We start from the raw sequence: 26,843 nt of genomic DNA, 5'->3' as shown, positions 1-26,843 counted from the left end.
ATCAAGTAGTAATCTTTAGTACTTAAACACTTATTATGAAGAAAAAAATTTTGGCTGCAATATGCAGTTTAATCTTTATTTATTCCTTTTCACGGAACAATCCGGTATTTCTATTTTATGAAAACTTTGATTCTTCGACTCCCTCTGCTACAAAAGTTCTATTTAATTACGATCTGGATCCTCTTATTATCGTTAATCAAAATGTAAATGAGAAAGGACTGGTTGTAATGACTGGAAAGTTTACAAAACCTTTTACAAGTGATCATGTTAAATTATCAATCAAATATCAGGATTCGCAAGGTAATTGGATAACCGGATGGTGTAAGATGTTATATTCCTACAATCAGTATAATGAAAATCTTACGGCACGTTTTGAACTTCCTGCTTCATCTCAGAGTTCTTACAATGTGAAGGTGGAATTAAGTTCCGATACAAACCTAAACAATTTTAATAGTATTGCGTGGGAGAAAAGTATTAGTCATTATAAGTTGAGTGATTACACATTAACTGGATGTGATCTTGATGAAAATGAATATACAGTGCTTTTGACTCCCAAAAAAGACGGAACATTGATCTTGGATAATGCAGGTAAAATTTTGGGTGTGAAAGACAGGGTTACATCAGCTCATTTTTGGAATAAATTAAGTAATGTTTTAATGAATAATAAGAAGGATGATGTAGTCTTTTCAACAACTTATCCTTCAGACTTGATAAACGAAGTAAATGGCAGTAAAGCAGTAAAACTTTTGAATAATGGTACAACTACGGATATATTGGCATCTACTCCCGAATTCATTTATAATGAAAGCTCAACGCATCCAATTCCTTATCTGTATAGTTATGATGATCCTGTGTATATGTTTGCAGGTAAATTCTCAGCTAACGGATTTTTTATTAAGTTTAGCCAATGGCCTGAAGAAATTAACGGTCCGGGATATTTTAATTGGAAAAATCCTGCTTTTATAGAGAGCAGATATTTCAATATGTATAACAGAACATGGAAGAATCTGGCTGAGTTTATTCCTGATCAGCAGCCTGTTGTTATTGTATCAAGTATTTCAACCGGGTTGAGGATTTACAAAAGTGATGGGACCTACATAAATCTAACACCGGATAGTACAAGTAATTATGGAGCTCCTTATTTCGGGTATACCAATGGTTTAGGTGTTCGCAGAGGACCAGGTTCCGAAAACCTAATTGTTTCCAATACTTCCGAAATGACTTTATATGGTGTAGGTGCATTACGTAATGATATTTCTACATCATATATAAGCAAAAGATCTATGCAGGATATAGAGAAAGAGATCTCAAAATTCATCAAATATTCAGGTGTTTTCGGTTCCACTTCAGTTTATGATGACACTTCCGAATGTGCTCAAGCTTGTTTTAAGGTGAATGACGGAGCGGTTTCAGACTATTCTATTGCGGACTGGACTAAAGCTCCTAACAGCTATATTTTTGTTCCTAATCAAGAGAATAATGGATTGTATATTCCCGTTAAAAAGGCATATGCAATGTGGAGTAATAATAATATTATCGGAGGAAGTCCTGTTCCATCAGGAACCGCCACGGCTGAAGTGTATTGGGAAGATAATCACGGTTTGATTAGATCGGGGAACAATTATAGCCTTGAAATTATTGGTTCCGGAGAGAATGCCAAAATAAAGGTTCCTATTAACAAGGCTAAAGAAGGAAATGCTGTAATTGCTTATAAGATCAACGGGGAAATTTTCTGGTCATGGCATGTATGGGTTACTGATGATCCTACTAACGGATCTTCGTATAAAAGTTTTGAAGGACTTAAAAGACAGAAAAGTGACGGTACAGTAGAATTAATTCCTGATTCTGATTGGGGATGGATGGATAGAAATCTTGGTGCTATAGGAAGCTCTCTCACCGGAGATGATTGGATTAGGAATGGTGGGCTCCTTTACCAATGGGGAAGAAAAGATCCAATTCCTCCATTAATAACTAAAGGTAATGATGCTTACGAAGTTTCTGGAACCGTAGGGCGAATCAGACACAGGCAAGCTAAAAATTGGCAGAATAATGCGAAAAAAATTGATGATCTTATAAAATATATACCTCTTTCAAATGCTCAGGTTACGAATAACATTCGCTTATCTATTAAAAATCCATTGAGCATTATATACATAAATAAAGATGATAATTCTGGGTTAGCATTGTATAATAATAATCCGGATCTTCCTGTAAACTGGTTTGGGACATCCGGCCTTTCAGCTCCCAGAATGACAGAGCTAAATCTGTGGTCCGATAACTCAAAAGGTATAGTAAAAACCAATTATAATACTGATAATGGAGCGAACTCTTATAAAGATAAATCTGTATTTGACCCCTGTCCTAACGGCTGGAGAATACCTTCTGTACTAGTTGCGAATCTTGGAAATGGTAATTATGCTGACGATGTAAGAGTAGACTTTAGCCCCTTCGGAATTAGAAGTAATATAGGTATTGATGCTTTTGAAGCCAACAAATATCACATTATTAAACCTAATGATAATAATACTCCAGCCTACATGAAAGGGATAAAAGTATATCCTAATATTGGAATGGACTTTAGTAATGTCGGTGGGAATAATATGGGAATTTTCCCTGGAACAGGCGTTCTTGTTAAAGGTTATCTAAATTATCACGAAGGACAATATACGGATCAGCATGAAACGTATTTGTGGACCGCTACTATGGCAAGATTTAGTGCTGCTGTTCCTGCTATACTTGCTAGAGGCTTACGTCTGATTCCGGACAAAGACCAGCCAGATATTCCGGATGCTTCTCTTCCGTCAATAAAAGGAAGATTTCAATATTATCCTTTGGGAAAAATAGAAACATCTGCTGCCAATGGATGCAGATGTATAAAAGATCCTTTATTTAAGGTCAATAAATATGATTTTCCAACAGAGTTTTTTAAAGATACATCTGAGTACTTAGAAGGACTGAATAATCCAAATACATATACTATCGTTAAAAGTAGTGAAGAGTCCACCATTCAGATTCCTGTGAGTAAAGCTTTTTCTGTACAAAGCCAATTGCTAAATAATGCCGATATTTTAAATCCTTTGAATTTTAATAATTTGAGAACAAACGTACTATGGTCTACCAATCCTTCTTTAATTAGTAATATCTCAATTAATAATTCAAGTCCGGGTTCATTATCAGTATTATCGAATACAAATATTAAGATTAAAATTACTCCTAATCAAAGTGGTAATGCGGTTATTACATTACACAATGGAAGTATCACTAATCCGGTATATTGGAGTTGGCATATTTGGGTAACAAATACTCCTGTTGGCTCCGTTTCCTATACAACAGATCTGGCTACAGCCGCCGCACCAAACTATGTTAATTATGTAAACGGAAGTGCCGTATTGTCAACGGAAATTATGGACAGAAATTTGGGTGCAATAGAAACATTTCCTACAATAACAGGAGATAATCTTAATCCTGAAGCACAGCCTGGAGTGGCAGAACAAATTGTTCTGTCTGGTGGTCTGCATTATCAGTGGGGAAGAAAAGATCCTTTTCCAACCTTTAGGCCGGCTTATCCTGCAAATTCTCAATTTCCTGTGTATTATAATAATGCAGTTAAATATTATAAAGGAAATGTGAATGCCGATGGCACGATAACATACAATGAACTGAATGAGACAACATTTTATTCTGACTATACAAAGGCTTATAATTCTTATAGTAATGCTGCTAATGTATTATCTACGGATAAACCTGGTGATAAAATAGCTAAAGTTCTTGCTTATGCCGTCAAAAACCCGCTGGAATTTATGATACCCAGTACACTTTCTTCTTATGATCCTGCTCCAAACGGAACGGGAAGATATACTAACGGTTCCGACTGGTTGTCACCGGATCCTAATTTGGCTGCAGAACGTTGGGGTAGAGGTGGAAAAAAATCTGCGTTTGATCCCTGTCCTGATGGCTGGAGAATTCCGGATTACACAAATTCTGAACCAAGTGGTGGCTATGGTGTTTCACCGTGGTATAAAAAAGGGTTAGGAATAGGGGTTGATACTAATCAGACAATAAATAACTATTTAGGAACCAGAATCAGAGTGGCAAACAGTGTGAATGCAGGATTTAATTTTTATAATAATATTTATCAAATAGGAAATTATCCTGTTTTCACCGGAACTAGAGCAATCAGAAATGTAGAAACCAATGATACTCCAAATTATAATTCTATTAATAGTACTTATAGTCTTTTCTGGAGTGCAGCACTGAATTCTAACTACAGAGGCAGACCGATCGGCTATTTGTTTCAGATAAATAATAATATTCCTGAAAAAAATTATTTCACTCCTTACAATGACAAAAATGATCCCTATTTCGGAGCAAGTTGCAGATGTGTAAAAGTGAAATATGATAATAATGGAAATGAGCAAGGTCCTACCCCGAGACTTTCTGTTAATAACATAGTTTCGGGTAAACAGGCAGATGTTTTAACAAAAGTAGCTGTTAAAGAAAAAGTTTCAGATACTAAAACTCAAATATTTCCAAACCCAGTTAAAAATTTCTTATATATTAAATCAGATAATCACAAAGATTATTTTTATCAGATTTATAATATGTCCGGACAGCTTATTAAGTCGGGGAAATTTGAAGATGAAAAAACTGACTTATCTTCTTTACCAACGGGAATATATCTGATCAGAATTAATAATTCGGAAAACGTAATAAAAATTATTAAAGAATAATTAGTTTATTTCATAATTTAACCGGAAGATTTCTTCCGGTTTTTAATTTGAACCAGACCAGATTATTTTATTGCAAATGATAAATTAAATTACTCAAAAACACATTATGATACCCAATAAGTTCCTCGCATCCTTCAATATAAAAGTATGCCTCTATTTTTTAATTGCGGTTACTGCAATTTATACCCTTGTATTTACTTATTATTACAATTTTAAAGACGACGGATACATCCTTGCTGACTGGCTCATTAATTATCAGGATGGAGGTTTTAAAAGAAGAGGCTTATCCGGAAGTTTCTTTTTCCTGTTGCAGGATATAACAGGTCTACGGCTTAATTATCTTGTGTATTTTTTTCAGTTTCTCATTATTTCAGGCTTTTTTTTGCTCTACACAAAACTCATCCGCTATAAAGTTACAGACCTGTTATATTTATCACTCTTATTATCATCGATAGGCTTTGTAGGGCTTCTCAATACAGTTACTTACGTGGGAAAAAAAGAGTTTATTCTCTTTCTGATATTTACGTGGTTTGTTTATATATTAGATCGTGATAAACTTTCAAAATACAAGGAATATGCTGTATGTGGTGTACTTCTTATAACCACCCTCTTGCATGAAGCCGTTTTATTTTATATACCTTATTTTGCCATCGCACTGTATTTAAAAACCGGAAAATTTCAGTTTAAAAGGTATCTCAAATATTTTCTTTCTGTTGGAATTCCATGTCTTCTTTTATTCTTGTTTGGGAAAAATATTAATGAGGGAAAATCGCTGGAAATTCTTTCAGCAAGAGGAATTCATCCCATTTATGGCATATTTTACTGGAATATAAATGAGAGAGAATATATTAAAGAACATATCAACGAGTATATTTTATATTTCATTAGTCTAAGCTTTAATATTTTTCATCTTTATTATTATTTAAAGTTTCTAAGAGAAAGAAAGGTAATATCTATTTTATTAATTGGAGCTTTTCTATTCTCGCTTCCGCTTTTTTATCTGGCTATCGACTGGGGAAGGTGGATGTACATTCATATGATGATGATCATTGTACTTTTTGCTTTGTTACTAAGGACAGGACGTTCTGCATACGTATTTGAACCAATTGTTATTAACAGAAAATTCTATACTGTTTTATTCATTATTGTTTTCTCTCTGATCTACAGGGTTGAGATGTCCGGAAAAGGCTTTACTTTTGAAGGAATATTGTATAGAGTGTTTATAGCACCGCTGGAATTATTAAATAAAATGTAATTCCAAAAACCTATCTAATAAAAAAACTTTACTTTTGCAAAAATTTTTAGAATGTCGAAAAATTTAGTAATCGTCGAATCACCGGCAAAAGCAAAAACGATTCAGAAGTATTTGGGGAAGGATTTTGAAGTGAAATCCAGCTTCGGCCATATCCGTGATCTTCCTAAAAAAGGAATGGGAATCGATTTGGCAACCTTCAGCCCGGATTACGAAGTTTCTGCAGACAAAAAGAAACTGGTGACCGAACTGAAAGCTGCCGTGAAAAAAGCAGATATCGTTTGGCTCGCATCCGATGAGGACCGCGAAGGAGAAGCCATTGCATGGCATCTGGCCGACGAGCTGAAGCTGAAACCGGAAAACAGAAAAAGAATCGTTTTTCATGAGATTACTAAAAATGCCATTCTAAAAGCAATCGAAAACCCAAGAGATATTGACCAGAACCTCGTTAATGCTCAACAGGCACGAAGGGTATTAGACAGAATCGTAGGTTTTGAAATGTCTCCCGTACTCTGGAAAAAAGTAAAACCCGGATTATCTGCAGGAAGAGTGCAGTCCGTAGCCGTAAGGTTAATTGTGGAAAGAGAAAAAGAAATCCGTGAGTTTGTTCCGAAAGCAAGCTTCAAGCTGGACGGGATTTTCCTTAATGCAGCCGATCAGGAGATTGCGGCAAAACTGAAGAAGGATTTCGATAAAGAACAGGATGCCGAAAAATTCATAGAACTTGCAAGAACTACAGAGTTTAAGGTTTTAAATGTGGAAACAAAGCCCGGAACAAGATCTGCTTCAGCGCCTTTTACTACTTCCACACTGCAGCAGGAAGCCTCTTCGCGATTAGGATATAATGTAACCACTACCATGCGTCTTGCACAGAGATTATACGAAGAAGGTTTTATTACGTATATGAGAACCGACTCCGTAAACCTTTCCCAGGAAGCAATTGAAGGAGCAAAAAAACAGATTACTTCAGAATACGGCGCAGCATATTCTTCACCACGAAATTATACCACAAAATCATCATCCGCTCAGGAAGCTCACGAGGCGATCCGTCCTACGGATTTCGGGGTGAAAACGGTAAGTGATGTTCAGCTGAACAGATTATACCAGTTGATTTACCGAAGAACACTGGCTTCGCAGATGGCGAATGCTAAAATTGAGAAAACCGTTATTGAAATCGGGAATGCCAAATTACCACAGAACTTTGAAGCACAGGGTGAAGTGATTATTTTCGATGGTTTCTTAAAAGCATACGGCATTGTGAAAACTGAAGAAGATGATGAGGAAAACAACGAAAAACTGCTTCCGAAAGTAAATATCGGTGAAGTATTGGAGTATAAGAAAATTACCGCTACCGAAAAATTTACCAGGCCAAGCGCAAGATATACCGAAGCAGGATTGGTAAGAAAACTGGAAGAACTGGGAATTGGACGTCCTTCCACATATGCGCCAACCATCCAGACCATTCAGAATCGTGAATATGTGGACAAACGGGAAATCGAGCCACAAATTCGTGAAGTGGTAAAAATATCTTTGGTAAAAGATAAAATAAAGAAAGAAGTCCTTGAAGAAAAATTCGGAGGGGATAAAAATAAATTTGTTCCTACCGACATCGGTGAGGTAGTAAATGACTTCCTGACCGACAATTTTAAAGAAATTCTCGACTACGGTTTTACGGCCAGGGTAGAAGAAAGTTTCGATGAAATTGCCAGTGGCGACCAGAAATGGAAGCAGATGATGACGGATTTCTACTCGAAATTCCATCCGAGAATCGAAGATGTGGAAGAAAATGCAGACCGTGCTACCGGCGATAGGCTTCTTGGCATTGATCCGAAGACCGGCAAAAATGTTCATGCCAGAATCGGAAGATTCGGGGCGATGATCCAGATCGGTGAAACGGAGGACGAAGAAAAACCAATCTTCGCATCATTAATGGCAGGGCAGAACATCGCCACCATTACCCTTGAAGAAGCTCTGGAATTATTTAAGCTTCCGTTTGATCTCAGCGAAGTAGACGGGCAGCCGGTTTCCGTAGGAGTCGGAAGATTCGGGCCGTATGTGAAATGGGGCGAAACCTATATCAGCATTCCTAAAGGGGAAGATCCGCTTTCGGTAGACCAGAAACGTGCGGAAGAAATTATCAATGAAAAGAAAATCGCAGACGCACCGATTGCAACATACAAAGGTGAGCCTGTAACGAAAGGTTCCGGAAGATTCGGGCCGTTTATCAAGTATAAAGATATTTTCGTGAATGTTCCGAAGCGGTATGATTTTGAAAATCTTTCCCAAAGTGATATCAACGAATTGATTGATGCTAAACTGGAAAAAGAAGCCAACCGGTACATTCAGCAATGGGAAAAAGAAAAGATTTCCATTGAAAACGGAAGATGGGGTCCTTTCATTAAATTCGGAAAAGGGATGTTCAAGATTCCGAAAAAAGCAGATGATACCAAATATGATGCTGAAGAGCTGAAGGAAATTTCTTTAGATGAGGTTAAAAAATGGATCACCGATCAGGATCCGAAAGCTTTTGCTGAGAAGAAAAAGCCGGCAGCGAAAAAGACAGCTGCTAAAAAGACAACGGCAACAGCAAAAAAGCCTGCAGCTAAAAAACCGGCAGCGAAGAAATAAAATAGTTTTATAAAATATGAAGCACAGATTTTTAGTCTGTGCTTTTTTTATTTAATGAAGAGAGGGAGATTAAAATACCTATTAGTATTATTTAAAATTGTAATACTCAATGCCTGCGAGCTTCACAAACGAACCTTTTATAATCATTAACCAGTCTTTTACCTTCAAAACCTAGGCAAAAAGCCTGATTTTTCACCCTTTTTGCCTCAACGTTGAGCCTTTTAGGTTCATCGATGAGCCTTTTTGCATGAAAATTCACCCTTTTTGCATGAAAAACGACCCTTTTAGGCTGGACGTTGAGCCTAAAAGGGTCGTTTGTAAATCATAGAGCAGCAATTATTCTTTTTTAGGCAGCTTTTTATAGCTCCTTCTTATAAATCGCTGACTGAGATCTTCATAAATTGGGGCTGCGGTGGGAACTCCCTTGTCATAAGCTTCTTTTGCAGCACCATAATAAAACATCGCAGCGGCCAGAGCTTCACTTCCCGCAAGAATTACTGTGTCTTTAATGTCGGAAGCCAGCTGGGTCGCCAGATTTCCGAGGGGATCAAGTGCTGTTACCAAAGCTTCGTCTTTCAGAAATTCTGTTGCGTTCATGTAGTTGGGGATAAATTCCGGATTGGTCGCCATATAGCTTTTTACCTTTTGCACGGTAGCCACCGTTTTGTCGCCCATTTTAAAGATAGATTCTTTTTCTGCTGAGGTTAAGGCCTGTAAGTAAGGCGCAAGAAGTGCTTTGCATTCCTGTAGTTTTTGATGCACCTCTGCAATAACAGACTGAGGAATTTCTACACTGATCTGGTTTTGTGTGCTCATCGTTTGTGATTTTTAATTGTTAAACAGCTAAAAGTAAGAAAATTTCAGAAAAAGAAATCATGATAATCATTGAATATTATTATGTTAACCCGTTGTGCGTTTGATTCATTTTCTTCAAAGATCAGTCATTCTTTATAAAGTTTTTAAATTGCTTTATATACAAACATACCCTCATGCGCAGGATACTCTTTGAAGATCTTTCTCTTATTTTAGCTTATATCAAATTAAATAAATGAAAGAATCAGGAAACTTCACCCGCAAAGAATTTCTTCAGACCTCAGCGTTGGGAATGGCTGCCGTATTGTTGGGGTCATCTTTTACAGGCTTACTGTCCTCAGAAGAAAAGCCTTATTTCAGGTTGAAACCTATTGGAAGATCACTCGCTTTGGAAGGTTACTACATTTGGTGCAGTTCGCCAATCTGGGGGGAAGACGGAAAAGTTCATCTCTTCTATTCCCGATGGAAAAAGGAAAAGGGAATGGGCGGCTGGCTCAACGGATCTGAGATTTGTCGCGCCGAAGCCAATTCTCCATTTGATACATTCGAACATAGACAGGTAATTCTGGTCCCGCGAGGGGAAGGCTTTTGGGATGCAACGACCTGTCATAATCCTTTAATTAAGAAAGTGGGTAATCAATATTTGTTATTTTTCATGGGAAATTCTAATGGAAAAACCAATACCAAAAGAATTGGGCTTGCGATTTCAGACAGTATTGACGGACCGTGGACAAGGCCTGACCAGCCGCTGCTGCTTCCCGGAAATGAAGGTTCCTGGGACGATCACTGTACTACGAATCCTGCTTTCGTAAAAGGAAACGACGGAAAATACTGGCTCTTCTACAAATCCTGGAACACCCATGAGTATGAAACCCAGAAAGGCCCGGTCAGAGGAAACAGGAAATACGGTCTGGCAAAGGCCGATTCTCCGCTCGGTCCTTACAGGAAAATTTCAGAAAATCCTGTGATTGATTTTTCATCATTGCCTAATAATGCTCAGCTTGAAGATGCTTTTGTCTGGAAACAAAATGGGAAATTTCACATGATCGCCAGAGACATGGGCTTTTTTAATCATGAATTTGGGCTGCACCTTACCACAAAAGATGGAGTCAGCTGGACAAAACCGGAGGTGGCCTACCTGAATATGCAGTATTATACTAAAGAAGCCAATCCTCCGGCTCACCTGAAAAGATTCGGCAGGCTGGAAAGGCCGATGCTTTTGCTGGATAAAGACGGAGAAACGCCGCGGTTTTTGTTTGGCGCTACCCAAGGAGGAGATTTTGAGACTTCTACCACTTTTGTTTTTGAGATTTAAAAAAATAAGTAATTTTTACTTGGATAATTTAGGCAAAGCTGAACCATGAATTAAAGTGCATTTTCAACGGTTCCGTATAAGATATTGTTATCTTTAAAGAATTCTTTTATCATATCGTATTTTTGGGAACATTCATCACCTAAATTTATTTTGTCAATATTTGTTCGAAATTGGCTGCAGCCAAAACATAATTCTATAAAACTGAAAAGTTTTCCTTCTTTATCGATAAATAAGATTGCGTTTTGTGGGAAATAACATTTTGTTACCTCATAAATTGTAGGTTTACTTTTGTATCCGTAATTATAAATAATATCAGCAAGTTTAACGATTTTCGAAGTTTCTAAAATTTTAATTTCTTTAAACTGACTCAGCTCAGCAGAATCAATTTTCTGGCCTGCAAATTTGTCCAGCTGTTTTTGAAGTTCTTCTCCTATTATCCCGGGGATATGGTTTTGGTAAGAAACAAGAATTACCTTTTCTGAAATGCCATAAGGAAATATTTTCAGTAGCTTTTCAGGATGTAGGGTGTTGTTTTTTTTACAATTCAATTTGTCAATTTCTTTATCTGCTCTTCTGTTTTGAGAAAATATATGAATGGTTGAGAATAAAAAAATGAGAATAATCTTAATTCTAAATGTCATGTTGCTTGAAAAATTTGCATTCAAATATAAAAGATAAATTGGTATTAATAACCTAAATTCAGTTTTACTAGAAACTTAAACAACTGCTGTTGTTTTTATGCTTGGGGAATAATTTTATTTTAATATTTTTGATCTCAATATATATTGAAAAGGGATCATGAATTTTGAAGATTTTATTATTTCGCCAAGAAATTTCAAAACAGAAAGCTGGCAGATTGGCCACAGAATTACGAAGGATATCAAAGAAGACAGCATTGTCCTTCTTTTTGTTTCGGATTACAGGGGTGCCGGCGGAGAGGCAGAAGTACAGGATTTTACCGGGATCCGAAGAGAGTTTTACAAACTTTCACAGCTTGATTTTGAAATTCCGGTGGTAGATCTCGGTGATCTTGTTTCCGGAAAATCGGTTCAGGATTCCCATTATATCTTACAGGAAGTCCTTTCGGCATGTCATTATAAAAGGGCTATTCCGGTAATTATCGGAGGTTCCAATGATTTTTCGTTTTCCCTTTTTTCAGCGCTTAATTTTCATACAAAGAATATCAATTATACCCAGATAAGCAATATTATTTCCCTTCAGCAGGGAGAAATGATTAACGAATATACTTTCCTCAGCAAGATTTTTGGGGCAAAGAATTTTTCGATTAACAATTATCATCACCTCGGCTATCAGAAACATCTGAACGAAATTGATTCTGTGAGACTCATCAAAGAAGTGGAATTTGACATCATCCGCCTTGCCGAAATGATGAATTCTACCGAGAAAACAGAGCCGTTTTTCAGGAAAGCGGACCTGGTAACCGTAAATTGTGATGCCATTGAAAGTTTCAGTGAGCCTTTTTCCATGAACCCTCAGGTAAACGGCCTAAACAGAAGGGAGGTCTGCGCGTATATGAAAGAGATCGGACTCAGTGAAAATTTGAAATCCGTGGGAATTTTTAATTATAATATTTACTCGGAAAATCAACTAAACCACCAGCTTCTTGCGCAAATGATCTGGTACCTCATTGAAGGGATTAATATTCAGAGATCTCATCCCAAAGAAAGACATTATGAAATATTTTATGTCCTGATTGATGACCGGCAGTATACTTTCAAACGGGATACGTTCAGCAATCTCTGGTATTTCGGGGATGATGAAAATATAGAAAACTGCGTTCCCTGCTCCCGTAAAGATTTTGATGAAGCTAAAAAAGGCTGGCTAAACACACGACTGACGAAAATTTAATATATGAAACATGTTCCCTCAAAAGTTTCTGTTATTGTTCCGGTTTACAATGTTGAAAAATATCTTTCCAAATGTCTTGATTCTTTAATTTCCCAGAGTCATCAGAATCTGGAAATTCTGGTAGTAAATGACGGAAGTACAGATTGTTCTGAAGATATTATCCGGAATTATGCACAAAGATATCCGGACAGGATAAAAGCTTTTCAAAAAGAAAACGGTGGCCTCAGCGATGCCCGGAACTTCGGAATCGACAGAGCAACCGGAGATTATATCGGCTTTGTAGATAGTGATGATTATGTAAGCCCTGTAATGTTTGAAGAGATGACCGTGCTTGCCGAAAAGCATTGCGCAGAAATGGTGATCTGCAATGTCCTGAAAGTAGATGAACACGGCAACATCCGGCAAAAACTGATTCAGGTTCCTGAGATGCCGGAGAAAATTGATCTTGAAAATAATTTTTCCGTTTTTTCCGATATCAGCTATTTTGCCTGCAATAAGCTGTTTAAAAAAAGTCTTTTTAATGAAAAAAGATTTAAAAAAAATGTTCATTTTGAAGATATTCAGCTTATTCCCCAGCTTTTACTGGATTGTACAACGGTAGCCCAGACCCAGAATTTCCATTACCATTATCTTGAAAGAACCGATTCCATCAGTAAAACCCACACCGAAAAAGGACTTGATATTTTAAGGGCAGTAGAGGAGGTGGAAGAATATTTTAAAACAACAAAATATTCGGATAAAGTAGGCGAGCTTAAGAACTTTCAGATTTTTGAAGGAGTGTATTCGTTTATAGCATATCTTGCTTTTGTAAAAAATGATGAGGTTTTTTATAAAATGTGTGAAAAGCTTGAATTTTTTATGAATAAAAGGGATATAAAACTTAAAAATTTATTGCAATTTAATCGTTTTGGTAAGAATTATCTATTATCTTTGTCATTGAAAAAAAACATATTTTATCTTTTATTTTTTGCAGGGCAGAAAAAACTGATAAGAAAATTTATATAAAAACACAGATGTAAGTGCTGTTTCGGGGAAGCTTACACAACTTTTCCGGATATTCTCACAGAGTAGAACAGTGCTTTTAAATGAAAAAAAATGAAAAATTTTGAATTATTTTTAGCTCAATCGGGTCTTCCCATATTTTACATTAAAATAGGACTTGGTTTTTTATTCTCTTTTTTAATCACATTTTTTTCAATTCCTACCATTATCAAGATTTCCAGAAAAAAGAATCTGATGGATGAGCCGGGAATTAGAAGTTCTCATTTGCGAAAAATTGCAAATCTGGGAGGGATTGCCATATTTTATTCCATCGGAATCTGTGCGCCTATTTTTGCCTATGAACTTTTTGATCTTTATAAATTTCTCTTTGCCTCATTGGTTATCCTGCTTTATGTAGGCGTAATGGACGATATTGTCATCATGAGGGCTTACAAGAAACTTGTTGCACAGGTTATTGTTTCATCTCTTGTTGTGATTGGTTCGGATATCAGGATAAGAAATCTCTTCGGAATTTTCGGGATTTATGAAATCAATTATTTTGTAAGTGTGATCTTCAGTATCGTTACCTTTATTATTCTTATTAATGCCTTTAATCTTATTGATGGAATTGACGGTCTTGCAGGAGGGTATTCTTTGGTGTGCAGTGCGCTTTTCGGAATCAGTTATTACAGATTAGGTTCATACAATTATCCGTTGGTCGTTTTATCGGTTATCATTATCGGCTCTGTGCTGGCTTTTCTATACTATAATTTATCCAATTGCAGAACCGGCAAAATTTTTATGGGAGATACGGGATCAATGCTGCTGGGGTTTCTGCTGGCATTTACTTCAATCTCCTTTATTGATATTTTTATTGATAAAAAGCTTCCCGATGTTCCAAGGTACCATCTCCAGTCTGCTCCGGTAGTTGCGGTGGCTATCCTGATTCTGCCTATTATAGATACGCTGAATGTAATCATTATCAGATTAATTAACAAAAAGTCTCCTTTCGATGCGGATAAAAATCATATTCATCACAGGCTTTTAAAACTTAATCTTACGCACAGAAAATCGTCCGGTTATATCATTTTGTACTATCTTTTTGTAGTTGGTTTAGCATACTGTCTGAGACATACCAATGTTAATCTTTTGCTATTTATTATAATATTTTTAGGTTTTTTGGGCGCATATATCCCTCACTTCATTTATGCGCTGAGAAATATTAAAAACACTAGAAATTAGATCTGTTTCACAATAATTTCAAAAATATGATGAAGAATTACAAGTATTTATTTTTAATAATGCTGCCTTTCCTGATGGTCTCCTGCATTACGACAAGGGATGTCCGGTATATGCAGCCGAACGAAAGCCTGGTGATTAACGAGGAAGGGCTTATTCCCTACAATATTCCCATTTACAGAATTACCAGAAATGACATATTAAATCTTAATATTGTTACAACTCCAAAAGGTGATGCTGCCCAGTTTTATTCCTCATTCAATACTTCCGGAGCCGTTGGAGTACAGGGATCATCAGTTTCAGGGGTGGGTTCAGGATTCAATCAGGGAAATTCGAGAGCCAGCGGAGGGAATTCTGTTTTTTATTTTAATGGATTAAAAGTAGATTCAAAAGGTGATATTAACGTCTTTGGTATCGGTTATATTAAAGCTGAAGGAAGAACTATTGAAGATGTAGCCGACGAAATTCAGGCAAAAGTTAATGAAAACTTTCAGGAAGGAAAATCTGAAGTAAGACTGAATACCGACGGGATTACCTACTATATACTGGGAGATATTGAAACAACAGGTCTTACCGGTGAAAAAGTAGCGCATAAAAATACACTTAATATTACAGAAGCATTGGCAATGAACGGTGGACTCAATAGAAATGTCGATAAAAAGAATATCGTTATCCACCGAAAACTTCCGGAAGGAATTAAGATTGCAAGAATTGATCTTACCCGGGAAGATATTATGAACTCACCCTATTATTATGTTCAGAACGGAGACGAAATATACCTTAACACAAGAGCAAAAAGCCTGAATGGCCTCGGGAAAGATCCTATCCAGACCTTAACAACAGGAGTTTCGGTTTTCACAACGGCATTGTCCATCTATCTTCTTCTTAAAAATCTTTAATATTATGATCCCGGAAAAAGAGACAAAAATTGAGAAAGATGATTCTCAGGAAGGAAAATATGGTTCATTCGGATTGTTTGACCTTGCCCATTTTTTTAACAGGATTATTAAAAACTGGTATTGGTTTATACTGATGCTCTTTATAGGGTACTGTATGGCATGGGTATACAGTAAATATTATGCGCAAAATATCTATGCTTCCAATCTATCATTAAGTATATCAAATAACACATCCAGCTACTTTACTCCTAGCCAGTCTATAAATTTTATTTGGGGACAGGGAGGGAATCAGGATGGTATTTATCTGAAAAAAATGCTGCTGTCGAGAACGCACAATGAATTTCTGGTAAAGGAATTGGAACTTTATGTAAACTATTCTACTAAAGGTATTATCAAATCAACCTATCTGGATAAAGATGATGTGCCTATCCTGCTCGAAGTGGATAAAAAACATCTTCAGCAGATGGATTACCCTATAACATTGGTCCCCAAAAGTAATAATAAATTTGAGGTTGTTCTGCCGGAAGACGGGCATTCCCGGAATTTGTACAGTTATGAAACGGAAGGATTTACTACAGTTGATCCATATGACAGACCTGATAACAGGACCATTGAAATCGGAGAATGGTTCACAGCTCCCAATCTGAGATTCAGGCTGGTGAAAAATCCCATTATACAGAAAATTGACCTGCAGAATATCATTGTTAAGCTAAGTACGGTAAATAATGCAGTACAGGATATTGTTTCTACCATCGGAGTTGATTTTGATAAGGAAATCGGGACCATTATGATTATTACAAAAAGAGGGTATAACCTTAATGGAACCGTAAATTTTCTTAATAAATCCGTAAGCGAGCTTCAGAAAAAAAGACAGGCCGATAAGCTGATTGTTGATAAAAATACCAACGCTTATTTACAGGAAAATCTTGATAATGTAAGAAAAAAACTGGATTCAAGCGCCTATGTCCTCAATTATATGAAGACAACCGAAAAGCTTTATGATATTAAAGACAGAGATGAAAAATCTCTTAATAAGATTAAGGAACTAGAGTCTAAAAAAGCAGATCTTGAAAGTAAAATAAGTTCATTGCGTCATATGAAAAATTCCCTTGCTTCCCAGAACCTGGAGAAAATGATCAGTACAACTGCGGCAGGATTTCAGGATGGTGTTTTTTCTGCAACAATTTCTGAGCTTAAAGATTTATACCTTAAAAGACGCGAAATGGCCCGCATTTATAAGCCGAATTCCGAGCCAATGATTGAAATCAATAAACTCATAAATGACGCCAGAGCTAATTCAAATGGGGTTTTGGGTAATTATTACTCAGATTATCTTGAAGAAATAGCTAAAATAAACCGAGAAGTAATGCAAGCCAATTCAGATCTTACCACTTATCCCGAAAAGGAAAGAAAATATCTGGATGCGGAAAGAGGGTATAACATGATTGAGGCAACCTATAACAGTCTCCTGAGCAGACAAAACGAAACCCAGTTAAAGATAGTGGGCAATCAGTCCGATATCAGTGTGATAGACCCGGCCAAAAATATAGGGCAGGCGCCGATAGCACCGAATATAAAAGTCGTTAAAGCAGGAATTATAGGCGGACTTCTGATACTTCCGATGCTGTTTATCCTAATAGGGGAATTGCTCGACAATAGAATCAGAAATATTAAAGAATTACTTAATGCCACAAGAATTCCCCTTCTCGGTGTTATCGGTAATAATACCAATGAAACAATGCTTACCGTTCTGGATCAGCCAAAATCTTCAGTTTCAGAGGCATTCAGAGGAATCAGAGCCAATATGAGATTTTTAGCAGGAAGCGATCGCGGAAGTAAAGTAATTCTGGTAACATCATCCATCGGTGGTGAGGGGAAAACATATGTTTCCATCAATCTGGCTTCCGTATTAGGGCTGAGCGATAAAAAAACAATTCTTCTGGGAATGGACCTCAGAAAACCAAAAATCTTCGGGGATTTCAGAATTGATAACAAATATGGAATTTCAAATTATCTTACCGGGGAGGTGGAAATGAGCCAGATCATTAATAAAACAAAAATCCCCAATCTTGATGTGGCTACATCAGGACCAATCCCTCCAAATCCTTCCGAATTGCTTATGGGTGAAAGCAATATCCGATTTATTCAGGACCTGAAAAGTCTTTATGACTTTATTATTATTGATTCACCGCCGGTGGGTCTCGTTGCAGACTCTTACGAACTTATGAAATATTCTGATACCAATATCTATGTAGTCCGTCACGAATACACCGAAAAATATATGCTCAAAATGATTACTGAAAAGTATCATAATGGAGAAACAGGAAATCTCGGGCTCGTTTACAATGACTACAATACGAAGCAGGGATATGGCTATGGTTACGGCTATGGTTATGGCTACGGTTATGGTTACGGCTATTTTGACGAAGATAAAAATTACAAAGAACCATTGTTAATAAGAATTAGAAATAAAGTACGGGAAATATTCAATAAAAAATAATACTTTTAAGCCCTCATTTAATGAGGGTTTATCATGAAGCGGAAATTTAGTATCTGATAAAAAAAGAATAATTTATCGACTTTATCGTTTACTTTATAACAAATTATGTTTTTTTGTTTATTTTTAACTAAACATTAAGATTATCATTAATATAAAAATGTTTTATATTTGCAAAAATTAAATTTTAAAATAACCATAAATCCATATTCTTTTATGAATAGAAAATTATTGTTTAGCTTCCTTGCCGCCCTAGGAACTGTGGTAAGTGTTAAAGCACAAAGAAACGAACTGGGAGTTCGTCTAGGTATGAGTAACCTAGTTGGGGATATAGGGAGAACGAATTATATTTTACAAAAGCCATTGGATTTAAGTAAAGCATCGGATTGGGGAGTTCCGTTTTATGGAGGGATTTTATATAGATTTAATTTTAATCCTCATCAAACGGTAAGATTAGATCTTGGATACAACCAGATTCAGTTTAATGATAAAGTTGCAAAAGAAGAGTACAGACAAAACAGAAACTCTTTCGGGAAAAACAATGTGTATGAGGCAAGTCTTGTTTTCGAATATAATTTCTTCCCGGTAAATAATGAACAGAAAGGTATGGTAAGCCCGTATATTTTCGGTGGGGTGGGAGCGTTAATGTTTGATGCGCCTAAAGCTACACTCATTAACGATTTCAGGAGAGATGCTGATGGTGTTGCGCAGGCTCCAATTAATGAGCTTGATTTTACCACTACAGCTCAGTACTCTACGGGAACAAAAACTACCATGCATATTCCTTTTGGAGTAGGTTTGAAATATAAATTTAATTATAACTGGGCCATTTTTGCTGAAGCAACATTCAGATATACTCTGACGGATCAGCTTGATTACAGCAAAATTCTCACTAAAGATGTAATCTCTACTTATAACGGAGATATCTTAAGCCCTGTTACAGGAGGTTCTCTTCTTCAGACAGATGCCTATTATGTGGTGTCTAAAGAGAGGGAAGCTGCTTTTACGGGAGGTAGAAATGTTGGAGATACAAAATCTAAAGACTGGATGAATACGGTAAGTTTAGGTTTGACTTATTCGTTCGGAAGACCTCCGTGTTATTGTGATTAATATGTCGTTGATAAAAGATAAAATAGATCCTGATAATTTACCAAAGCATGTTGCGGTTATCATGGATGGTAATGGAAGATGGGCAAAATCCCGTGGCGAAGAAAGAACATTTGGCCACAGAAATGCCATTAATGCAGTAAGAAATGCCATTAATGCATGTAATGAAATACATATTCCGTACTTAACGCTTTATACCTTTTCTTCGGAAAACTGGAGCCGCCCTGCAGAAGAAGTAAATACATTGATGAATTTACTTGTAGAGACTTTATTGCTCGAAGCAGAGGAGATTTTCAGCAAAGGCTTAAGAATGCATGTGATTGGTAATTTAGAAAAGCTTCCTCCACTCGTAAAAGATCAGCTGAACCGTGTGGTGGAACTTACAAAAGAAAACACAAAAGGTAATTTGGTACTCGCCATAAGCTATGGCTCACAAAATGAAATACTGAATGCCGTAAAAAACATAAGTGAAGATGTAAAAGAAGGAAAGATACATGCGGCGGATATTGATGAAAAATTATTTGAAAGCTATCTCTATACCAAAGATTTTCCACCTGTTGATCTCCTGATAAGGACCAGTGGCGAAATCAGAATCAGTAATTTCCTCCTTTGGCAGATCGCCTATGCAGAACTGCAGTTTTTAGATGTTCTGTGGCCGGACTTTACCAAAGATATTTTCTTTCAGTGTATTGTTGATTATCAAAACAAAGAAAGAAGGTTCGGAAAGACCGGGGAACAAATAAAAATCCAGTAAAATTAAGAAAAGAAAGACTACGATAAAATGAAGTTTAGACTATTACCCATCATTATGTTTGTTGCTTCTGCACATTTCTATGGACAGGTAACGCCACAGGACAGCACACAGGTAAATACTTCTGTACAGGCAGGAAACCAGACAGGAACATACACATTGAAAGACATCGTTGTAGATGGGGTTAAAAAATATACACCGGCTCAGATCCTTAGATTTACAGGATTATCGAAAGGTGAGACGGTAGACATTCCGGGACAGAAAATCAGTAACGCGGTAAAAAAACTTTGGGATACACAATCTTTTTCCGAAGTTGAAGTATACGTTCAGAGCATTGAAGGGGAAACTATTATCCTTAAATTTTATCTTCAGGATCTTAAAGATCTGGGCGAGGTGAAGTTTACAGGAAAAGGTATCGGGAAATCCAAAAATGAAAAGATGGCTAAAGACAACAATCTGAAGCCGGGAACCAAAATTACCCAAAATTTGGTTTCAAGTCTTAAAACTAATATTCCTAAAGATTTTATCAAAAAAGGATACGCTGATGCAAAAATTACCATTCAGGACAAAGTAAATGCGGGAGATCCTAATCTTGTTGACTGGACAATCAATGTAGATAAAGGCAAAAGAATCAAAATCGATCATATCGAGTTTGAAGGAAATACAGCGGTTTCTGATAGAAAACTTAGAAAAAAAGCATTTAAAGAAACCAAGCAGAAAAGATTCGGAATCGGAGGGATTCTGAAATCTTCAAAATTCATTGAAGAAAAATATCAGGAAGACAAGCAAAATCTCATCAGTTACTACAACTCATTGGGTTACAGAGATGCGAAAGTTCTTTCAGATTCTGTTTGGAGAAACAAAAGAAATAATTACGAGATCAATGTAAAGCTTAACGAAGGGAAACAGTATTATATCGGCGATATTACATTTACCGGAAATACCGTTTATTCTACGGATTATTTACAGAGACTCTTGGGATATAAAAAAGGTGATATTTACGATGCAGTAGGATTCAACAAAAAAGTTGGTGAAGACGGAGGTAAAGAAGATGATTCTGATATTAAGTCGGTCTACATGAACAACGGTTACCTTTTCTCAAATGTTATGCCTGTTGAAAAATCGGTAAACGGAGATAAGATCAATCTTGAAATTCGTATCAACGAAGGGGAAAAAGCTACTTGGAACAGAGTAACCTGGGAAGGAAATACAACGACCCATGATCATGTGATCTTAAGAGCTTTAAGAACCAAGCCGGGAAATCTTTTTGCTAAAAGTGATATCAAAAGAACATATTTTGATCTTGCCGGAATGCAGTTTTTTGATCCGCAGCAGGTAGGCCAGGATATCCAGCCAAATCAACAGGATAACACCGTGGATATCAATTGGAAACTTGTTGAAAAAGGTTCTTCCCAGGTTCAGCTTCAGGCAGGTTACGGTGGTAACAGCTTTATCGGTACTTTAGGGTTGACATTCAACAACTTCTCTTTGAAGAACTTCCTCAAGTTTAAAGATTTTAAACCTGTACCACAGGGTGACGGACAAACATTGTCACTTCAGGCACAGGCAGGGCAATATTTCCAGAATTACAGTATCGGGTTTACAGAACCCTGGTTATTCGGAACAAGGCCAACTGCATTATCTGTGAGTCTCAATAACTCAAGAGTTAAATACTCGGATGTTTACGGATCATCTCAGAAGCTGAATATTTTCTCCGCTTCAGTTGGATTAAACCGATTGTTGAAGTGGCCGGATGATTATTTCTCATTATACACCGGAATTCAGTTTCAGAAATACGATTTTAAGAACTATCCTTTCGATTTCGGAGGAACTACAGAGTATTATGGTACGGCGAACAACTTTAGTATCAATCTCGGGCTAAGTAGAAACTCTGCCGGTATTGACCCCATTTTCCCTACGGTAGGATCTAATTTAGACCTCTCGGTGAAATTCACACCGCCGTATTCATTGTTCAGTAACAAAGACTATTCTACACTTAGTCCTACAGAGAAGTATAAATGGATGGAGTTCTATAAAGTGAAGTTTAAAGCAGATGTATATAACGAAATTGCCGGGAAACTGGTCTTAAGATCTTCTGCTGAAATGGGCTTCATGGACGGTTATAACAAAGAACTTGGTGCACCGCCGTTTGAAAGATTCTATGTAGGGGGTACAGGACTTTTCGGAGGCCGTTTTGATGGTAGAGAATTAATTCCGTTAAGAGGATATGAAAATGCTTCTACCTACGGAGGAACTTCTGAAGATATTACCCCTACAGGTGGAGGTACTATTTATAACAGATTTACGTTAGAATTAAGATATCCGATTTCATTGAACCAGACTGCAAAAATTTATGCACTCACGTTCGCAGAAGGAGGTAACGTTTGGAATTCATGGGGAAGCTATAATCCATTCCAGTTGAAAAGATCAGTTGGGGTAGGGGTGAGAGTTTATATGGGAGCATTCGGCTTGATTGGGTTCGACTTCGCTTATGGATTCGATAAAACAGTTTCAGGAACAGATCCTTCCGGATGGAAGACCCACTTCCTGATGAACCAATCTTTATAATTCATCATATGAAAAATTTTAGAATTGTTTTCTCATTCTTCTTATTTTTGCTTTTCAGTTTAAGCAATGCACAGAAAGTGGGTGTTGTTGATACAGAGTATATTCTGAATAAAATGCCTCAGTATAAGGAAGCGGAAGCAAGACTTAACGCCCAGATTGATACATGGCAGTCCGAACTTCAGAACCTGCAGTCGGAATACGAACGTAAGAGATCTGCTTTTGAAAGTGAGAAAGTACTTTTAATTGGAGATCAGCTGAAGTTGAGAGAAAAAGAAGTAATGGATTTGGAAAAAAATATCAAAACCACTACAAGTTTACGCTTTGGAGCTACGGGAGAGATTAAAAAGCTAAGGACTAATCTTGTTCAGCCGTTTCAGGATCAGATCTGGGGCGCAATCAAGACAATGGCCGAGAAAAACGGAATAGGAATAGTGATTGATAAAACAAGTAATAATGTACTGTTCCTGCAAAAAAGATTCGATTACTCAGATAAAGTACTTGATATTTTATTAAAAGATACCGATAAAAAAGAAAAAACTAAAACCCGAAAATAAAAGTTTAACTTTTATTAAATTTACAGATCTAAAAACAAATTAAATTATTTATTTACCAATTATGAAAAAATTAAGTGTATTATTTGCAGCGGTAATGATGGTTGTATCGGTAGGTATGGCAAAAGCTCAAAAAATTGCAACTTTAGACGTTATAGGTATTCTTAATGCAATGCCTGAAAAGAAAAAAGCAGATACTGATCTTAAAGCCTTCTTAGATACAAAACAAGCTGAAATCAAGAAAAAGGCGGATGCAGGACAGGCTAAGTTAAAGCAATATTCTGAGGAAGCTCCTAAGAAAACAGCTGAAGAAAACAAAGCAAGAGAGGCTGAATTGGCAAAAATGCAACAAGAAATTCAGGATATGAACGATAAAGCTCAAAAAGATTTTGTTGCAAAACAAGATGCTGCGTATGAGCCAATCGAGAAAAAACTGAATGATGCCGTTTCCAAAGTTGCTAAAGCAAACGGATACGATTATATCATGGATGCAAACTCTTCTGCCTTCGTATTCAAAGGAGGTCCGGACGCTACGGCTGCCGTAAAGAAAGAATTAGGTGTTCAATAATTTATCAGATATTCAAAAACATTTATAAAAAACCATCTCTCATCGGGGTGGTTTTTCTATTTTTGCAGCATGGAAAAAGAAGTATCAACCACGGTAAAGGTGAGGTTTAGTGATTGTGATCCGATTGGTCATTTAAATAACGTTAAATATCTGGACTATATGTTCAATGCCAGGGAAGATCATGTGGAAACATTCTATGGTTTTACCTATGAAGAATATACCAAGCTTACAGGCTGTACCTGGATTGCCATTCAGAACGAAATTGCTTACATTAAAGAAGTACGGTACAATACTTCAGTGATCATCAGCAGCAAAACCATAGAAGTTCAGGACAGAACGGCAAAGGTTGAAATTCTTATGAAAAGCCTGGACGAGAAAACCATTCATGCAGTATTATGGGTTACAGTAATTTATTTTAATGTTAAAACAAGAAAATCTGAAGTACATCCAGAAGAGATTAAGGAAACGTTCAATAAATTTTATGTAGATTTAGAGCAGAAAGAGTTTCGGTCAAGAGTTAAATTTTTAAGATCACAGAACGCAAAAAATTCATAATGAAAAAAATATTGGTAGTAGGAGGAAACGGACAGTTAGGAAATTGTATCAGAAAAATCGCTCCTGATTTTGAGCTGGATTATGAATTCGTTTTTACAGATTCTCAGATATTGGATATCACAGACGAAGATCAGGTGAATTCTTTTTTTTACGATAACAAACCGGAGTTCTGTATCAATGCATCAGCTTTTACAGCGGTTGACCTTGCTGAAAAGGAAAAGGAAAAAGCTTTTGCCGTAAACGCACAAGGTGTTGCTTATCTTGCACACGCCTGCAAAGAATACAATACTGTACTTATTCATGTATCTACAGATTATGTTTTTGACGGAGAAACAAATCTTTGTTATTCAGAAGACGACTTTACCAATCCTATAGGCGTTTACGGAGAATCAAAATTAAAAGGAGAAGAACTGGCTTTAGAAGCAAACCCTAAAACAATAATTCTTAGAACATCATGGCTCTATTCAGAATTCAATAAGAATTTCGTAAAAACTATGCTTCACCTCTTTTCGCAAAAAGAAGAATTAGGAATTGTGGCAGATCAGTTCGGACAGCCGACTAATGCCAACGATCTTGCTGAAGCTATTATGAATATTATTGAAACACCCCAAAAAAGTTATGGGATTTTTCATTTTTCAAACTATCCGGAGACAACCTGGTTTGAATTCGCACAGAAAATAGCTGAGCTTTCAAAATCATCAGTTAAGCTCAATGCATTAAGCACCGAACAATATCCTACTCCGGCTAAAAGACCGAAAAGAAGTACCATGTGTCTCGATAAAATAGAAGAAGTTTATAAAATTGAACCCAAACATTGGGAGAATAGTCTCGAAGAATGTCTGGATATTCTGCATAATAATCTATAAAGAATGAAAAAAATACTGTTTGCCTCCTTTATTCTTGCAGCTCAGTTGTTCTTTGCGCAAAATGTGTTTTTAACAAAAGTTGAAAAAACGCACGATAACACGGATAGGTTTTTATATAAAATTAATGAAGAAAAAAAAGATGCGGAATATCTCGGAGAAATCGAAGTTCAGGGATTTTCGAAAAATGATGCCGAAATTTTTTCATTGATTTATAAAAAAGCAAAAGAAATCGGAGCCAATACTTTCGCTTTAAAACCTTTTGAAAATGTTGACGGCTCATGGCAAAGCGTTAATCCTGCCAATTACAGATTGGCTTTATATTATCTTCCGAAAGATAAATTACTGAATCAGACAGGACTTTTATATGTATTTGCCTCTTCGGAAAGAGATCAGAAGATTTCTGTAAATAAAGTTGATTATAACATTCATCCAAGATCATATATAATATTCCAGACCACGCCGGGGGAAGTTTATACCATCTCAACAAAAAAACTTCTGGGCTCAGCCGTAAAATTCCAGCCTAAAGAAAATAGTATCAATCAGTTTTTTCAGATTTCAGCAACAAAAATAAAATCAGATGAAACAGGAGTCGGAGGCCTCAATTTAAAAAGCGGTGATATTATAGGACTCGAAAAATCTTATGCCGAATTTCTTAGTCTTATTTATAATAAACAAAAAGCAGAGTGAAAACTTTGCTTTTTTTATTTTCAATAATCTTCTTGAATTAAAAACTGTTTCCTACGTTTCAGACGGGCTTGCCGAATTTAGATAAATACCTCATTCATTCACAAGCTTGCTTAAAACATACACACACGCTCTCACACAAACACAATTTCACACAAACACACACTCCAACCTTTCCCTTTATTTCCAAGAGCTTAATCCGGCTCTCGCTACTCGCTTTTCCTGTTGTATTGGTAGCGGCGGCAAAGCCGCCGCTACCAATACAACAGGAAAGAGCTCAGACAGGCCGCTCGATCCGGGCTAGGGTGGGGTGGAAGTAAAAAGTAAGAAGTAAGAGGTTAGAAGTGAGAGGTGAAAGTTTAGAAATGGAATATTCAATTTTAAGTTTTGGTTTAGGATTTATGATTTACGTTCATCCTTTCAAATTTCCAACCTTCATAATTCAAAACTGCGGTAGGTAACTTAGAACATCCGCTTATATCCTGCCTGTCCTTCATCCATTACTCCCCATCTCTTACTTCTCACTTCTAACCTCTCACTTTTCACTTTTTACTTTTTCCAGCTTATAAGTTAGCTTCTCTTCTCTTTGACCAACCCCTGCTCCTTTTACGGGCATCCAACATCCAACACCCATATACATATATAGATCCACCCACTCTCTCCTTCGCAGCCTCCCATCTTCCTTCTTCCTTCTTCCTTCTTCCTTTCTCCCCTTATAGGCTTAAAATTATTCATGCATACAACCAGAGAGTTAAGGATAAAAATTGCGTAAACTTAAATTTTATGTTAAATAGATTTGGAATATAGGATAAAGTGTTGTTATCTTTGCCCCACTGAAAACGCAAGGAAGTAGGTAGCGCAGGAGGGGCCTTTCGGGGTTTAAAAAATAGAAGCTCTGATAAGGGGATATGAAAAAAACTTTCACAAAATTTAATTAAAAAAATCTTGTAGGAATAAAAAAGATTTGTAC

General features: G+C 36.6%; 19 protein-coding genes. 17 read left to right on the top strand and 2 right to left on the bottom strand.

Annotated elements, in window-relative coordinates:
- Window positions 1–35: 35 nt before the first annotated feature.
- From U9K52_RS18885 to topA, 3 genes are all read left to right on the top strand, one after another.
- Window positions 36–4,730, top strand: coding sequence for a T9SS type A sorting domain-containing protein (locus tag U9K52_RS18885; protein ID WP_322927746.1), 4,695 nt, complete (start codon window positions 36–38; stop codon window positions 4,728–4,730).
- 106 nt (window positions 4,731–4,836) lie between these two features.
- The gene (locus U9K52_RS18880) at window positions 4,837–5,985 is read left to right on the top strand and encodes a hypothetical protein (protein WP_322927745.1); all 1,149 of its coding nucleotides are present in this window, start codon (window positions 4,837–4,839) and stop codon (window positions 5,983–5,985) included.
- Between the two features lie 51 nt (window positions 5,986–6,036).
- Complete coding sequence (gene topA / locus U9K52_RS18875; protein ID WP_322927743.1) at window positions 6,037–8,610, top strand: type I DNA topoisomerase; 2,574 nt, start codon at window positions 6,037–6,039, stop codon at window positions 8,608–8,610.
- 336 nt (window positions 8,611–8,946) lie between these two features.
- Here topA and U9K52_RS18870 read toward each other — a convergent pair whose 3' ends face one another.
- Window positions 8,947–9,426, bottom strand: a complete 480-nt coding sequence (locus U9K52_RS18870) for a hypothetical protein (RefSeq protein WP_322927741.1) — start codon at window positions 9,424–9,426, stop codon at window positions 8,947–8,949.
- 232 nt (window positions 9,427–9,658) lie between these two features.
- Here U9K52_RS18870 and U9K52_RS18865 point away from each other — a divergent pair, with 232 nt between their 5' ends.
- Window positions 9,659–10,738, top strand: coding sequence for a glycoside hydrolase family protein (locus tag U9K52_RS18865; RefSeq protein ID WP_322927739.1), 1,080 nt, complete (start codon window positions 9,659–9,661; stop codon window positions 10,736–10,738).
- Window positions 10,739–10,788: 50 nt separating this feature from the next.
- On the opposite strand, the gene U9K52_RS18860 is transcribed toward U9K52_RS18865, so the two are convergent.
- Entirely contained in the window at window positions 10,789–11,379 is a 591-nt protein-coding gene (locus U9K52_RS18860; protein ID WP_322927738.1) for a hypothetical protein, read from the bottom strand.
- Window positions 11,380–11,536: 157 nt separating this feature from the next.
- On the opposite strand from U9K52_RS18860, the gene U9K52_RS18855 reads away from it, so the two are divergent.
- The 13 genes from U9K52_RS18855 (at window position 11,537) to U9K52_RS18795 (ending at window position 25,876) form a co-directional block, all read left to right on the top strand.
- Window positions 11,537–12,607, top strand: a complete 1,071-nt coding sequence (locus tag U9K52_RS18855) for a formimidoylglutamase (RefSeq protein ID WP_248388739.1) — start codon at window positions 11,537–11,539, stop codon at window positions 12,605–12,607.
- 3 nt (window positions 12,608–12,610) lie between these two features.
- Complete coding sequence (locus U9K52_RS18850; RefSeq protein WP_322927736.1) at window positions 12,611–13,612, top strand: glycosyltransferase family 2 protein; 1,002 nt, start codon at window positions 12,611–12,613, stop codon at window positions 13,610–13,612.
- A gap of 90 nt (window positions 13,613–13,702) precedes the next feature.
- Window positions 13,703–14,830: a glycosyltransferase family 4 protein gene (locus tag U9K52_RS18845; RefSeq protein ID WP_248388735.1), complete on the top strand. Its 1,128-nt coding sequence runs from the start codon at window positions 13,703–13,705 to the stop codon at window positions 14,828–14,830.
- 26 nt (window positions 14,831–14,856) lie between these two features.
- Complete coding sequence (locus U9K52_RS18840) at window positions 14,857–15,726, top strand: polysaccharide biosynthesis/export family protein (protein ID WP_322927735.1); 870 nt, start codon at window positions 14,857–14,859, stop codon at window positions 15,724–15,726.
- Between the two features lie 4 nt (window positions 15,727–15,730).
- Entirely contained in the window at window positions 15,731–18,226 is a 2,496-nt protein-coding gene (locus U9K52_RS18835; protein WP_322927734.1) for an exopolysaccharide transport family protein, read from the top strand.
- A gap of 213 nt (window positions 18,227–18,439) precedes the next feature.
- Window positions 18,440–19,333 (top strand): DUF6089 family protein, encoded by an 894-nt coding sequence (locus U9K52_RS18830; protein ID WP_248388729.1) that lies wholly within the window; start codon window positions 18,440–18,442, stop codon window positions 19,331–19,333.
- Between the two features lies 1 nt (window position 19,334).
- Window positions 19,335–20,084: an isoprenyl transferase gene (locus tag U9K52_RS18825; protein WP_322927733.1), complete on the top strand. Its 750-nt coding sequence runs from the start codon at window positions 19,335–19,337 to the stop codon at window positions 20,082–20,084.
- A gap of 27 nt (window positions 20,085–20,111) precedes the next feature.
- Window positions 20,112–22,649, top strand: coding sequence for an outer membrane protein assembly factor BamA (gene bamA / locus U9K52_RS18820; RefSeq protein ID WP_248388725.1), 2,538 nt, complete (start codon window positions 20,112–20,114; stop codon window positions 22,647–22,649).
- 8 nt (window positions 22,650–22,657) lie between these two features.
- The gene (locus U9K52_RS18815; RefSeq protein ID WP_072884471.1) at window positions 22,658–23,203 is read left to right on the top strand and encodes an OmpH family outer membrane protein; all 546 of its coding nucleotides are present in this window, start codon (window positions 22,658–22,660) and stop codon (window positions 23,201–23,203) included.
- Between the two features lie 61 nt (window positions 23,204–23,264).
- Window positions 23,265–23,768 (top strand): OmpH family outer membrane protein, encoded by a 504-nt coding sequence (locus tag U9K52_RS18810; protein WP_072884267.1) that lies wholly within the window; start codon window positions 23,265–23,267, stop codon window positions 23,766–23,768.
- Window positions 23,769–23,837: 69 nt separating this feature from the next.
- Window positions 23,838–24,323 (top strand): acyl-CoA thioesterase, encoded by a 486-nt coding sequence (locus tag U9K52_RS18805; protein ID WP_322927732.1) that lies wholly within the window; start codon window positions 23,838–23,840, stop codon window positions 24,321–24,323.
- On the top strand, window positions 24,323–25,189 hold the full coding sequence (rfbD, locus tag U9K52_RS18800) for a dTDP-4-dehydrorhamnose reductase (RefSeq protein WP_248388721.1): 867 nt from the start codon (window positions 24,323–24,325) through the stop codon (window positions 25,187–25,189). The genes U9K52_RS18805 and rfbD overlap by 1 nt, the downstream gene beginning before the upstream one ends.
- A gap of 3 nt (window positions 25,190–25,192) precedes the next feature.
- Window positions 25,193–25,876, top strand: coding sequence for a hypothetical protein (locus U9K52_RS18795; RefSeq protein ID WP_322927731.1), 684 nt, complete (start codon window positions 25,193–25,195; stop codon window positions 25,874–25,876).
- The last annotated feature ends 967 nt before the right edge of the window (window positions 25,877–26,843 follow it).

Origin of the sequence: Chryseobacterium sp. MHB01 (assembly GCF_034651565.1) — a bacterium.
GTDB classification, from domain to species: domain Bacteria; phylum Bacteroidota; class Bacteroidia; order Flavobacteriales; family Weeksellaceae; genus Chryseobacterium; species Chryseobacterium nepalense.
Note: the sequence above shows the minus strand (reverse complement) of the source record. Positions and strands in the feature narration are given on the sequence as shown.

Excerpts from the sequence above, each read along its gene's own strand:
- U9K52_RS18885 (WP_322927746.1), top strand. The coding sequence starts at position 36 with ATGAAGAAAAAAATTTTGGCTGCAATATGCAGTTTAATCTTTATTTAT.
- U9K52_RS18880 (WP_322927745.1), top strand. The coding sequence starts at position 4,837 with ATGATACCCAATAAGTTCCTCGCATCCTTCAATATAAAAGTATGCCTC.
- topA (WP_322927743.1), top strand. The coding sequence starts at position 6,037 with ATGTCGAAAAATTTAGTAATCGTCGAATCACCGGCAAAAGCAAAAACG.
- U9K52_RS18870 (WP_322927741.1), bottom strand. The coding sequence starts at position 9,426 with ATGAGCACACAAAACCAGATCAGTGTAGAAATTCCTCAGTCTGTTATT.
- U9K52_RS18865 (WP_322927739.1), top strand. The coding sequence starts at position 9,659 with ATGAAAGAATCAGGAAACTTCACCCGCAAAGAATTTCTTCAGACCTCA.
- U9K52_RS18860 (WP_322927738.1), bottom strand. The coding sequence starts at position 11,379 with ATGACATTTAGAATTAAGATTATTCTCATTTTTTTATTCTCAACCATT.
- U9K52_RS18855 (WP_248388739.1), top strand. The coding sequence starts at position 11,537 with ATGAATTTTGAAGATTTTATTATTTCGCCAAGAAATTTCAAAACAGAA.
- U9K52_RS18850 (WP_322927736.1), top strand. The coding sequence starts at position 12,611 with ATGAAACATGTTCCCTCAAAAGTTTCTGTTATTGTTCCGGTTTACAAT.
- U9K52_RS18845 (WP_248388735.1), top strand. The coding sequence starts at position 13,703 with ATGAAAAATTTTGAATTATTTTTAGCTCAATCGGGTCTTCCCATATTT.
- U9K52_RS18840 (WP_322927735.1), top strand. The coding sequence starts at position 14,857 with ATGATGAAGAATTACAAGTATTTATTTTTAATAATGCTGCCTTTCCTG.
- U9K52_RS18835 (WP_322927734.1), top strand. The coding sequence starts at position 15,731 with ATGATCCCGGAAAAAGAGACAAAAATTGAGAAAGATGATTCTCAGGAA.
- U9K52_RS18830 (WP_248388729.1), top strand. The coding sequence starts at position 18,440 with ATGAATAGAAAATTATTGTTTAGCTTCCTTGCCGCCCTAGGAACTGTG.
- U9K52_RS18825 (WP_322927733.1), top strand. The coding sequence starts at position 19,335 with ATGTCGTTGATAAAAGATAAAATAGATCCTGATAATTTACCAAAGCAT.
- bamA (WP_248388725.1), top strand. The coding sequence starts at position 20,112 with ATGAAGTTTAGACTATTACCCATCATTATGTTTGTTGCTTCTGCACAT.
- U9K52_RS18815 (WP_072884471.1), top strand. The coding sequence starts at position 22,658 with ATGAAAAATTTTAGAATTGTTTTCTCATTCTTCTTATTTTTGCTTTTC.
- U9K52_RS18810 (WP_072884267.1), top strand. The coding sequence starts at position 23,265 with ATGAAAAAATTAAGTGTATTATTTGCAGCGGTAATGATGGTTGTATCG.
- U9K52_RS18805 (WP_322927732.1), top strand. The coding sequence starts at position 23,838 with ATGGAAAAAGAAGTATCAACCACGGTAAAGGTGAGGTTTAGTGATTGT.
- rfbD (WP_248388721.1), top strand. The coding sequence starts at position 24,323 with ATGAAAAAAATATTGGTAGTAGGAGGAAACGGACAGTTAGGAAATTGT.
- U9K52_RS18795 (WP_322927731.1), top strand. The coding sequence starts at position 25,193 with ATGAAAAAAATACTGTTTGCCTCCTTTATTCTTGCAGCTCAGTTGTTC.